The sequence below is a fragment of the Fictibacillus arsenicus genome (assembly GCF_001999465.1).
Lineage (GTDB): Bacteria > Bacillota > Bacilli > Bacillales > Fictibacillaceae > Fictibacillus > Fictibacillus arsenicus.
Map to the genome: position 1 here is coordinate 731,644 of NZ_MQMF01000001.1, position 12,146 is coordinate 743,789.

Sequence of the window (12,146 nt, forward strand, 5' to 3'; positions counted from 1 at the left end):
GTTTTGATGCCGAATCCAAAAGTTTTGGCTGCTTATCCACGAGTCTACAATCCTCGACAAACTTCGCCGCTCTCCAGCTTGCTATCATTGCTACCCACCATCTTACAAAAAACAACAAAAAAACCGGCACCCAGTCATAAGGCGTTTGGGCGCCAGTTTTCGCAAGAATTCTATTATAGCTTTTTACGTCTTAAACGTTTCACTTTTACAAATTGATTTGTGAACTGATCCAGCTCCTGATCGCGATAGATATAGAAAAAACGATGATGATGACCATCCTTCATCTCAGTGAGTTCACAGTTCATGTAGTGATCCATCTCTTGTCGAGTCAGCTCAACTGTGTATAGTTTGCCGCGACTCGGAATATCAAGTTGAATCTCGTTTAAAAAATGGAGTTCTTTAAATAAATAAATAGAAGTATCAAGGAGAAATTCACAGATTAAATCTTCTGAACCAAAGTAGTGTTGAAAATGTTCGCGAGTAAGCGAAGTATGGGGTACGTAACGCTTGCAGGTAGAATAATCGCCGTAAAAGACCAGCTTTGCACGTGTGCTTTGAAGTTCATAGTGCTTAACGAGGCCCGCGCCTTTCATTTTGGAAACAGCCGTGCGGAAACGATACGTATCACGGGCTGCTAATTGTTCGGCCTTGTTTTGCGGATGTGCTGCTTTCGGTGCATGCTGAGACTGGCAACTGTCTTCTACTAGGTGTCCAATCTTAAATGAATTCTTCATATAAACGATCGAGAATGATTTCCTTCTCATAGTATGCGCCTCCAGCTTTCGCTTTTTTGCCTAATTTAAGTATACGACGAAATTTCAGAAAACCCAAGAGGGGAACATCCGACAAATTTAGATGTTTTCCGCTTCCCTCTTGGATCGCTCTTCTTTTGTATAAATCACTTGCATCGGATTGCCTCCGACAAATGAACCTTCAGGGACGCTTTTGTGAACAAGCGTGCCGGCCGATACAATCGCTCCGTCACCTATCGTAATGCCCGGAAGGATTGTTGAATTAGCTCCAATCATCACTTCGTCTCCGATGATCACATCGCCGAGGCGATATTCTTTTATTAAATACTCATGAGCAAGAATCGTTGTATTATAGCCGATCACGCAGTTCTTGCCGACCGTAATCCGCTCAGGGTACATGATGTCCGGCATCACCATTAAGGCAAAAGCTGTTCCCTCACCGACTTTCATTCTTAAAAAAGTGCGGTACAGCCAATTTTTCATCGGCAAAAAGGGAGTGTATCTAGCAGCTTGAATGGCAACAAAATTTTTCACGACTTTCCAAAATGGAACCGTGTCATATACCTGATATAACGAGTTCTTGCCTTTTACAGGATAACGCTCTGTATCACGCACTTATCTCTCCCCTAAAACATCCAGCAAATCCGTCATTTCATTCAGCATGTAATCCGGATTAAACTGCTGCAAATAATCATTGCCTCGAATCGTCCACGAAACGCCTGCAGTCTGTGTGCCGGCATTCTGGCCAGCAAGAATATCGTACTTGCTGTCACCTACCATGATGGCACGGTCTGGAGTGGATTGAAGCAACGCTAACGCTTTTTGAACCGGCTCTGGGTCAGGCTTCGCTTTTTCAACATCATCAAGCGTCACAACCGTTTGAAAGAATTGATCAAGCCCTGTAAGCTTAAGACCCATCTTAACCGTGTTCCTCATTTTAGTTGTTACAATGCCCAATTTGTAGCCTTTTTTATACAATTGTTCTACTGTTTCAAAAACTCCTTTAAACTCGGTTACAAGCACATCATGATGTGCAATGTTATGCTCTCTGTAGGTTTGAACGAGATCTTGAACACGTTCCTTATCAAATAGTTCCATCGTTTCGACAAGCGGAGTTCCCATCAATGGCAGGATGTGCTCACGGTTGTACTGTTCAGGAAAATATTTATCAAGCGTATATAGAAAAGAAGCGATGATCAGCTCATTCGTGTTGATCAACGTTCCGTCCAGATCAAATAGTATGGTGTCTCGTTTCATGTTGCAGTTCCTCTTTTCTTAAACTATTTTTCCGCTCTAGCTTGTTCCAAATAAATGCGACCAGAATGGTAAGAACAACAGCTGTTACAACCCTGATAATCAGAAGTGGTAACACCGGGATACCAAGCGGAACAAAAACTAATGTATCCTCAACAACAGCATGACAGCTTACTAGAAATATAAATGCTAGATAGAGATCTTTTTTCGAAACTCCGTCTTCTTTAGCCGCCTGCATCATTACGCCTGCTCCATAAGCCAGACCGATTGTCAGTCCTGCTGCCATCGTCATCGACGTGTTTTCTTTCATACCTAAAAGTTTCATAGCGGGCGCCATCCAGTTCGAGAACCGGTTCAGCCAGCCTTTGTCTTTCAGATATTGCATGACAATCATAAGCGGAATCACGATAAGGGCTAATTGAAGAATGCCCAGTGACGCTTTTTCAAGAGCAGTTAAGGTGATTTCTCCCCATCCGTTCGGTGCAGCTTCAGGCTTTGAGATAAAACCATACTGAGCCTTTTCCGTTCCGCCATCCCAAAAAAGATTGATCATAAATGCGGAAAATAGAGCCAAACCGACTCGGACAAGCAAGATTACCCATAACTTAATGCCGACACTCGCTGCAACACCTGATTCGATAAATAGGTTATGAGAAAATGAGAGCATGACAGCCAGGATAAAAACATCCTGAACCGTTAAAGTATCAAGAGTTAAAATCCCTCCGATACCCGCGTAAAGATTAAGGAAATTCCCTAGTACGAGCGGGATAGCCGCTTCACCAGGCAGCCCAATCCACTTCATCGCTGGTGCGATTGCTGAAATGAGCCAATCGAGCACAGGTGTATGGCTTAATAATGTAATGATCAGTGTTACAGGGAATATGATTTTCCCAAGCGTCCAAGTGGTTTTCAAGCCTGCAAGTGTGCCTTTTTTTAGTGTCTCCACTTTTCATTCGCCTCCCTTAGCTCTCTAAATATCTTTTTTCAGCCAAGCCCGCTTTTCTTCTATAAATCCAGATGATAACTGCAGCAGCAATCCAGATCAAGCTCATGACTTGAGCGATTCGAAGAGAAGTATCCCACACAATCAAACTGTCTGTACGCAACCCTTCCACAAAGAATCGGCCGATTGAGTACCAGATGATATAAGTTAAGAACAGTTCCCCTCTGTGAAGGTTTACTCTGCGTAAATAAAGAAGAATAATAACACCTGCGAAACTCCAAAGAGATTCATATAAAAATGTCGGGTGATAATATGTTCCATCAATGTACATCTGATTGATGATAAAGTCAGGCAGCATCAAAGACTCCAAGAAATCTCTTGTGACAGGTCCGCCGTGAGCCTCCTGGTTCATAAAATTGCCCCAGCGGCCGATCGCCTGACCGAGCAGAATGCTAGGTGCCGCAATATCAACAAGCTTCCAAAACGAGATCCCTTTTCTTTTACAGAAAATAAGCCCAGTTAAGAAAGAACCGATCAATGCACCATGAATGGCGATGCCGCCTTCCCATACTGCAAGAATCTTACCCGGATTATCTTTGTAAAAATCCCATTCAAACGCAACATAATAAAGTCTTGCACAAAGAATCGCAACAGGAACAGCAATCATAACCACATCTACAAATGTGTCTTTCGAAAGCCCCCGGCGCTCTGATTCTCTTACTGCGAGCCATAGCCCGAGCATCGCACCTAAACCAATAATAAGTCCGTACCAATAGATCGTAATAGGGCCTAACTCGAGCGCTACACGGTCCAATGGCTGAATCGTTTGTTCCACATTCTCCACTTCCTTTTAGTTCTTATAGATCGTCATCGTCTCCGGCTTCGATTACATCCGTCAGCCTCTCGGAAAATTGCTGTGCAGCGTTCATGCCCATTCTCTTCAATCGGAAGTTCATAGCTGCTACTTCAATAATTACCGCTAAGTTCCGTCCAGGACGAACAGGAATCGTCAGGATTGGTATCTCTGTATCGATGATTTTTGTTGTCTCCTCTTCCAATCCTAGTCGGTCATACACCTTTTTAGAATCCCAAGCTTCAAGGTTCATAACAATTGAGATCTTTTTATAGTTGCGGATCGCTCCAGCACCAAACAGCGTCATCACATTAATGATTCCAAGACCTCTAATTTCTAAAAGATGCTGAATCAGTTCAGGTGCACTCCCAATCAGCGTATCTTCATCTTCCTGGCGGATTTCCACAGAATCATCAGCAACGAGTCTGTGGCCGCGCTTTACAAGTTCAAGCGCCGTTTCACTTTTACCAACTCCGGAGTTGCCGGTAATCAGCACACCAATACCATATATATCGACAAGCACACCATGCTTCGCAGTCGTTGGTGCGAGACGGCTCTCAAGAAAGTTCGTGATACGGCTTGAAAGACGTGTAGTCGTTACAGGTGAGCGCATGATCGGCACCCCTGTTTTGTGTGAAGCCTTTAATAGCTCTTTTGGCACCTCGATATCTCGTGAAACGATGATTCCAGGTGTTTCATCTGTACACAGCAGGCTCAATCTTTCCATGCGCGTTTCAGGATCCAACTCTGAAATGAACGACAGCTCTGTTTTTCCTAATAATTGAAGACGCTCTCCCGGATAAAAAGTAAAATACCCAGCCATCTCAAGACCAGGACGTGAAATATCGCTCGTACGAATCGTGCGGTGGATGCCTTCCTCACCGCTGACGAGCTCAAGTTGAAACTTATTGATTAATTCATGAATATGTACCTTCGCCATAGGGTCCTCCTTGACATTTTCCAATGATTCTATTGTATCACTTCATAACGGTATTAACCAAAGGCAAGCGTCTGAAAATTATTGGTCAGACGTCCACGCATAAACATTTACAGGAATCGTATTAAATGTTGTGTTTTTCTCATGTACCATACCAAGTTTAAGGGCAACACTGATGGACCGTTTATTTTGCTGCTGAATGAGGCAGATAATTCTTTTTAATCCTAGTTGTTGAGATGCATACTGTTTAAAGAACACTGCTGCTTCTGTTGCATAACCGTTTCCCCAATGTTCTTTGGCGAGCCAATAACCGATTTCGAATTCTTTCTTCCCATCTACCGCTTGCTGAATCACTCCGGCATGCCCTATAGGCTGCCCGGTTTCTTTGTGAAGGATAAGGTACAGACCTCTTCCTTCCCGATAGCCTGGCAGAAGCCATTCTTGAAAACTTTTTTGAGCTTCCTCTGTCGACCTTGTCACACCTTTTCCGATAAATTGGACAACCTCAGAATCAGCCCATAATGAGGCAAAAAAAGGAAAATCATCATGTGTGTAGCACCTGAATTGAAGACGTTCTGTTTCCATTTTGGTTTGCCCCTTTTAAAAACAAAGACCGTTTGAAAAGTACAAACGGCCTTGGATTTGTTGTTTTTTTTGGTTCCTTTCTAAAAGAATGTTGCTTTCAAACCTCTTTTTTATTTTTTTCTATGACATTTGATTGGAGTAGAAGGTGCGTGCCTACCACTTGAGAAGCATCTCGCAAGGCATGCGACGAGGAAGCTAACTGCAGTAGCATTAACTTGTAGACGTAGGAGCAAGGATACTTCCTTGAGCCGAGCAGGTGAGACACTTAAGAGTGAAACGTACGAATGTGGCTCACTGCCTGCCCCGCGGAAAGCGAGCACTTGGAACGGAATCAACACTTCCAATTGCAACAAAGTTTATGAAAACAGCCTTATTTTTTTATAGTTATTGAAATTCTATCATGAACAGCTAGCTTTTGACTCGGTTTCGTTAAACAATTGTTTAAAAGAATAGTGCCGCTTTTAATCTTTTGAGCTATTTCTGTTCGGCTCCATCCTTCGATATGATCAGCAAGCGTACGGTCTAAGCGGAAGTTCCCTTCAGCTCCTGTAATGCTAATTTCATAGGATTCGATGCCGGCTGAAAGTGATAATTTTTCACCATCTTCTATCGCCTTAAACTCAGAAGGAACAAGTGTCTGAGGATCGACGTGATTGGTAAACGATTTATAAATATCGAGTTTTTTGTTCCACGAATGATTCTTCGGGCACTTATAAATAGCAAACTGATAAATGTTTTTACCGTTCGCGTTATGTCTCCGTATCGTCGTATCTGTAAAAATCGTGACCTTTCCACACATCTTACATTGTTTTTTCACTGTGTCTCTTTCTTGTTTTTTAAGAAGCAATAAAGAGTATTTTTTAGTTTGCATTATAAATTCACCTCGTAATAGTAGCGAGGGAATACAACTTCTATTTGAAGATCTTGCAGAACGAAAAAAAGCCCCCCTATACAAGGAGGGCTCGGAACGCATCGTTAAAAAACGCAACAGACTGCAGTTGCTGTATTTCCTCTGTAATGGGATGTAGACAGACTTCTCCCGTGGTCAAAAACACGTTGTTTTTTAACGGCTGAGAAGCGATCCAATTGTTTTCCATTACAGATTAAATGTTGGCATACAGGTCACTGAGTTCCTTTCTTTCAAACAGATTAGTTACAATGGAAATAAAAATACCTCCCGCTTTTGGCGAGAGGCATTAGATATTATTTGTAGATGACTACAGATCCAACGGATTTGTCTTTTGCTTGTCCGTTTACACGAACCTTTAAGCCGTAGTTTCCTAGTTTGCGTCCAGCGTCAGGCATGAATGGATTCTCAAATGACTTGCTGTCATCAAATAGTGAGACAGCCGGCTGGCTTGCAAGCGATAATGTTTGGGTAGGATAGATTAAATCTAATCCTGATGTTGGATTTAAACCGAATGCAGCATCAGCAATGTGGTAACGCGAGCTTGCTTTTACACCTGTGCTCCAATTTAGGTCATAATTCACGTGTGAATCAACGACACCTATGAATCCTTCACCTGGGTGCTCACCCGTCCAGTTATCTGTGTATGTTGGATCAACATACCAGACTACTAATCCACCATCATAACTCATAATAGAATTACCACGTTTGATATGTTTAAGTCCCATATCCACACCTGCATGGTTTCTCCACTCTAACAAGTAATAATGGTCACTATACTTGTTCCCATCGTTCTTTTCGAAACCATTGAATGTAAATGGAGAAGTTTCAGTTTCTGCACCATCTTCAACTACTGATTGCCCATCCGCAACTACATTTATATTATCTGCAAAGAAACCTTTTTGACTTGTTCCCCAGTCTGTTGCATAACGTAGACGAAGCTTAATTTTTTCTCCTGCAAATTCAGATAGATCAAATGATTGTGCTTCCCATCCATTTGAAGTTCCAGTGAAGCCTGGCATTGAGTTGATAATTGTTGGATATCCATTACTTACTACGTCAGAACGGGTATTTGTGTTTCCTAGAGATTTCCACGTAGTACCGTCTGTAGATACTTGTACAAACGCAAAATCCCATTGTTCTTCAATATCGTACCAAGAATCAAATGTTAATGTTGCTGAGGATTTACCTGTCAAATCAACATCCGTTACCATATTAGTATCAATTTCATCCTGTTGCCCACCCCAATATTGATAAGAGCCTTCAGCTGGAGCAGTAATAAATGTTGCTTTTTGAGGCAGTTTCACCTGGATTGCTTGATTATTTTTTCCGTTTGGTGAGTTTGCCTGATCAAGTAAAAATTGTGTTCCTTTAGAAGATACTTCTTCCCATTCAACAGCAGTTGGAGTTGTCCAATTCCCACCTAAAGTAGATTGGAAATATGATTTTGCTAAAGGTGAAAATCCAGTTGGTTCAGAACCAGGAATCTTCCCTGCCCATGAACCACTAGCCATGATTGACCAGTATGCTACAGCTTCACCTGCACCAGAGTAAATTGTGTCATACTCATCTGGATAGCCAAGATCATGTCCGTATTCGTGTGCAAATACCCCGACTGCACCGTCCTCAGGCATCATTGTGTAATCATAGAAACCAGGCTTACCTATAGGATTTTGGAATGTACCATCAAAACCATCATCGTCAATGAATTTAGCAGAACGGTGAGACCAAATTGCATTATCTCCAAGTGAACCGCCGCCCGCTTCTTGACCAACTCCAGAGTGGATAATCATTAAGTGATCCACAAGACCGTCTGGCTCAAGTTTATTACCGTCTCCATCAAAATCATGAGGATCTTCTACATCATAATTTTCAAGAGGGACGCCGGCTGCAACAGCTGCTCTATAAGCATCCACAACAAGTTGCTTAGATCCACCAGGATTTACATTATCATGTCCGCCTGTGGCTTTATCAGCTCCATAATATGCAGCTGTTCCAGGAACTTTCAACCAGCCATAAGCTTTACCTTTAACAGAATATGTTCCCCCAGATTGCTGTTCATAGTATTGTTTCATAGATACAAGGTCTTCCCCATTTGGGCCTTCAACACCTTTGTCACCAAAAATCATATCTTCATAATGTTGCAGAGTGTAATCTTTATAATAGTTATCTGTTTCCCCTGACTGGATATTATTATGTGCAAAATCAGAATACTCTACCGCTAGAACTAGTACGTTATCTTTTCTTACTTCTCCTTTATACTTTTTCTCTTTAACAGAGTGACCATTCTTATTCCCTTTTCCCTTCATAAAACCATTATTAAATTCACTTAATTTTGCAGCATTAGATGCTTTTACTTTTGGAGCAAGCGGGTCCTTTCCAGATGCTTCTGCTCCAGTTTCTTTCCCTTTATGTTCAAGGTAATTATGTAGAGCGGTTTCTTTTTGTTTCGCTGAAGCGTCCTTAGAAACAATCCCTCTTTTGATAAGCGATTCTAGTAATCTATCTTCGTTAACGATAGCTAGATCAAGGCTAGAATGCGAATGACTGTGCTTTCCTTTCAATACTTTATCTAATGCTGTTTGTGCTTTAACATCCACTGACCCCGCGAACAAAGATGACGAAGCTAGTCCAAGCGACAAACTTGTAGCAAGCAGGGCTTTCCCCCAAGACCTATTGTTCTTCCCCATGAATAACTACCCCTCCTGATTGAATAGTATTAATATTCAGATTTGTTTTGCTATTAAAATTTACCATATTATCCATCATTTTAAATTGGTCTTTTGTACTATAAAAAGAACAATTTGTGCGTTTTGAACTAGTTCTTTATACTTATTTTTACATTAAAAACATTGCTTTTTCCCCAAAATAAAAACACCTCTGCAATGAGAGGTGTCGAATCATTATCTTCTTTTCTTTTTTCTTTTTTTCATAGGCTCCAGGATAAAGTTTGTCAGGAACATATTGAGCAAAGAGATGATAATTGCTGCAAGGAGTGCCATCCCAAACCCATCGATATCAAAGGAATCACCCATTAATTCTGCTGTCAGTGATAGAAGTGCAGCATTAATGACGATAAGAAATAATCCTAAAGAAATAATGGTTACCGGCAGCGTCAATAGTACTAAGATCGGTTTTAAGAAAACGTTAAATAGCGACAACAATACGCTGGCTAATAGTGCAGCACTGATGTTTTCGATATGAAATCCGTCGAAATACCCAGCGACAACCATTAAAGCAATCGTATTAATAAGTAAGGAAGCCAGCCAGCTTTTCATTTAAACGTCGCTTTCTTCAGGCATTACTGCCATAGCGATAATGTAGGATAGTCCTACAGGAATGACAGCTGTAAAAATAGCAAGAGCTACGGTTCCGAGTCGTACAACAGTCGGATCAACATTCATATATTCAGCGAGTCCGCCGCAAACTCCAGCAATTTTCGCATCATTAGACCGTTTAAGCTTTTTCATAAAATAAAATCACCTCTATTTGGCTTTTAACACCGCAACTGAACCTGTTTTCGCTTCAGCTTCAAGCTTGAACGGCGGCCATGCTGCTCCTTTATTCGCGATAAAAGAAAGGAACTTACGCGTGACTTCTTTTTTCTCTTCTCTAACTTCTACCGAATCAAAGTCACAAATAAATCCTCCAACAATTGTTTTCAGCACCGCATCAAGTTCTAGTGTTTCCGGGAATTCAGTTTCTATTTTTCCCGTCACCGTTTTAAAAGATGCATACCCTTCAACAGGTGAAGCAAAACGGCAGTAGATTGACCCGTTAATGGTTTCAGAACGTACCTGTGTTGCATCAACTGTAAGCCTGACTGGCCCATTCATCGTGTCTGCTTCAACATCTCTGTACGCACAATCCTTAAGTGTTAATGAACCATTTGCAGCTGTTGCTTTTACTGCTTCTCCCGAACAATGATTAACGGCAATAGCACCAACTGTTGTTTTTACTGTAAGTGTTTTTGCCTGGCAATCACTGATTTTAACAGGACCATTAAAAGTCGTAATCTTGATTACTTCATATGAATCTCTTGGAACCGAGATAACAGCGTTCACTTTTTGATGTTTGTTTCTAGAATAAAAACGCATTTTTGTAGCGTCACAATCGTAGAACGTCTCATTTCTGAACTTTGTTTTTGCTGAAGATCCTTCAGGCACCTTGTAAACGTGGGCATCACATTCCACTTGGACATCCTTTCGATCCCATGGCACAATCGTAACTGATCCATTATAGACTTCGATGTCCATCTCCTGAAACATTACATGACTGTCTTGAAAAACATACTGCACGGGTTCTGATGGCCCAAAGTTTAAGTCAAAATCAACGGTCTTAATTCGTTTTACAACTCGGTCAAAAAACTTTGCCACTTTGTAACCGGATGACGGTAGTTTCACAGCCGTGGCTCCGTTCACGGCTTTCTTTTTTAGACTGATCGGACTTAGTGAGCTGATTTGCGTTTTCTTCTTGTCATTTAAGGCATATAGCAACTTTTCAGCCTCTTCCGCTGAAATTTTCCCTTCGTTCAGCATATTTAAAATCATTTTCCGTTCTTCCATGCATTGACGCCTCCCTTTTGGATTCCGTCACCGGCGCCGGCTGATTCTAAGGTGTCCGATACGTTTCCGGTATTACTTGTACGATTTATGAGAGAATAACCTTTATCCCTTTAACAATATTCCAGATGGTCACAATTAATGTCAAAGTACCAAAAATGAGTGCGCTAATTATAATTGCAGCTAAATGATATTGTGTTTCAAAAACGATAATAATTCCTAGCGGTACTGCGACGATTGGTAATAAGTGCGATAAGAATGATTTTTTTGCATGCTCCATTACTTCAGAATCATCTACAACTAAGTAGACGACGATCGGAAACAGAAACGGTGCAAAGAACAAACTAAAATAACATATAGCAGAAACTGCTTTTTTCGTGCCCTCTTTCATAACATGACCTCCTGCTCTGAATGAAAAACGAAAACCGAACATGAATGCAAGCAAAAGGCATGTGCCTTTTTTTACTTCGACCTCATGAAACAAACTTCCTTTTTCCCTATACCCATTCGACATAACTTCTAAAATTCCGTATGATAATGACAAAAACCCCAAAGGGAGCGTCTTCCATTTTGAAAAACATAAAAACATTAAAGGTACTTTTTATAGTATTAACCATGCTAATGATCACTAGCATTGTATACGGTGTCATGGCTGAGAATGATAGGAATTTAGGTGTAGCTGATCGAATCCTTGCCGGTGTGATCGGCTCGATTATTGCTGCAGCAATAAATTATGTAGTATACAAATTTCTTTCTAGGATATGGAAATAATTCACTCATCTATTTTATATGAAAATTGTCGATTTGAGGAGAAATTGTTTGAATTTCGAGTAAAAAAGGGAATGATACGTATAAACGAGAACAGGAGTGATGTCTAATGTCTGAAGAAAAGAAGAAACAAAGAGGAAAAATGGACAATCCTGAACAATACGACACAGATAAAGAAAGCCTATTTGATAAATTTGAAAGCGAAAAAAATGTAGATCCTATTCCGATGGAGGATCTGAAGCAAGAAAAGCGAGAAGAAAAAGATAAGAAGGGGACGAAAGATTCTTCGTCCAGTGAGAAGAAATACAAGTAATAAAAGAAACAGTGCCTTGCTTAAACGAGGCGCTGTTTTTTGTTGTTTAAATCAAAACCTGTTTTAGCAAAAACTGTTGCTCTTGAAAGTAGTTGATTTCCACTCCAGGTTGCTCGCTTTCCACGGGGCGTCCGGTGAGCCTCCTTCCGCTTTGCGCCATTAGGAGTCTACACCTGACCGCTCGTCCCGTAGGAGTCTCGCACCTTACACTCCAATCAACTTGCATCGATGAGAAAAAAACTTAAAGGCATCAATCTTTTAAGTAGAACATT

14 protein-coding genes are annotated in these 12,146 nt (G+C 41.1%); 1 reads left to right on the forward strand and 13 read right to left on the reverse strand.

Annotated features, from left to right (window positions below):
- Positions 1-173 precede the first annotated feature (173 nt).
- The 13 genes from UN64_RS03635 to UN64_RS03695 form a co-directional block, all read right to left on the reverse strand.
- On the reverse strand, positions 174-764 hold the full coding sequence (locus UN64_RS03635; RefSeq protein ID WP_077359799.1) for a hypothetical protein: 591 nt from the start codon (positions 762-764) through the stop codon (positions 174-176).
- An 87-nt stretch (positions 765-851) separates the two neighbouring features.
- Positions 852-1,367, reverse strand: a complete 516-nt coding sequence (locus tag UN64_RS03640) for an acyltransferase (RefSeq protein ID WP_077359801.1) — start codon at positions 1,365-1,367, stop codon at positions 852-854.
- Positions 1,368-2,009: a pyrophosphatase PpaX gene (ppaX, locus tag UN64_RS03645; RefSeq protein ID WP_077359803.1), complete on the reverse strand. Its 642-nt coding sequence runs from the start codon at positions 2,007-2,009 to the stop codon at positions 1,368-1,370.
- Positions 1,984-2,952, reverse strand: coding sequence for a nucleoside recognition domain-containing protein (locus tag UN64_RS03650; RefSeq protein ID WP_077359805.1), 969 nt, complete (start codon positions 2,950-2,952; stop codon positions 1,984-1,986). The genes ppaX and UN64_RS03650 overlap by 26 nt, the downstream gene beginning before the upstream one ends.
- 16 nt (positions 2,953-2,968) lie before the next feature.
- On the reverse strand, positions 2,969-3,784 hold the full coding sequence (gene lgt, locus UN64_RS03655) for a prolipoprotein diacylglyceryl transferase (protein WP_077359807.1): 816 nt from the start codon (positions 3,782-3,784) through the stop codon (positions 2,969-2,971).
- A gap of 22 nt (positions 3,785-3,806) precedes the next feature.
- The gene (gene hprK / locus UN64_RS03660; RefSeq protein WP_066292637.1) at positions 3,807-4,742 is read right to left on the reverse strand and encodes an HPr(Ser) kinase/phosphatase; all 936 of its coding nucleotides are present in this window, start codon (positions 4,740-4,742) and stop codon (positions 3,807-3,809) included.
- Positions 4,743-4,820: 78 nt separating this feature from the next.
- Positions 4,821-5,324 (reverse strand): GNAT family N-acetyltransferase, encoded by a 504-nt coding sequence (locus tag UN64_RS03665; protein ID WP_077359809.1) that lies wholly within the window; start codon positions 5,322-5,324, stop codon positions 4,821-4,823.
- Positions 5,325-5,694: 370 nt separating this feature from the next.
- Positions 5,695-6,195, reverse strand: coding sequence for a DUF1062 domain-containing protein (locus tag UN64_RS03670; RefSeq protein ID WP_077359811.1), 501 nt, complete (start codon positions 6,193-6,195; stop codon positions 5,695-5,697).
- A 332-nt stretch (positions 6,196-6,527) separates the two neighbouring features.
- Positions 6,528-8,921 carry an immune inhibitor A domain-containing protein gene (locus UN64_RS03675; protein WP_077359813.1) on the reverse strand — a complete coding sequence of 798 codons (2,394 nt, stop codon included), beginning with the start codon at positions 8,919-8,921 and terminating at the stop codon, positions 6,528-6,530.
- 213 nt (positions 8,922-9,134) lie between these two features.
- Positions 9,135-9,509: a phage holin family protein gene (locus UN64_RS03680; protein WP_077359815.1), complete on the reverse strand. Its 375-nt coding sequence runs from the start codon at positions 9,507-9,509 to the stop codon at positions 9,135-9,137.
- A complete protein-coding gene (locus tag UN64_RS03685) occupies positions 9,510-9,701 on the reverse strand; it encodes a PspC domain-containing protein (RefSeq protein ID WP_077359817.1) in 192 nt (63 codons plus the stop codon).
- Positions 9,702-9,716: 15 nt separating this feature from the next.
- Complete coding sequence (locus UN64_RS03690; RefSeq protein ID WP_077359819.1) at positions 9,717-10,796, reverse strand: DUF4097 family beta strand repeat-containing protein; 1,080 nt, start codon at positions 10,794-10,796, stop codon at positions 9,717-9,719.
- 85 nt (positions 10,797-10,881) lie between these two features.
- Positions 10,882-11,184: a magnetosome magnetite crystal formation protein family gene (locus tag UN64_RS03695; RefSeq protein ID WP_077361120.1), complete on the reverse strand. Its 303-nt coding sequence runs from the start codon at positions 11,182-11,184 to the stop codon at positions 10,882-10,884.
- Between the two features lie 486 nt (positions 11,185-11,670).
- On the opposite strand from UN64_RS03695, the gene UN64_RS03705 reads away from it, so the two are divergent.
- Positions 11,671-11,874, forward strand: coding sequence for a hypothetical protein (locus tag UN64_RS03705; RefSeq protein ID WP_077359823.1), 204 nt, complete (start codon positions 11,671-11,673; stop codon positions 11,872-11,874).
- Positions 11,875-12,146 lie beyond the last annotated feature (272 nt).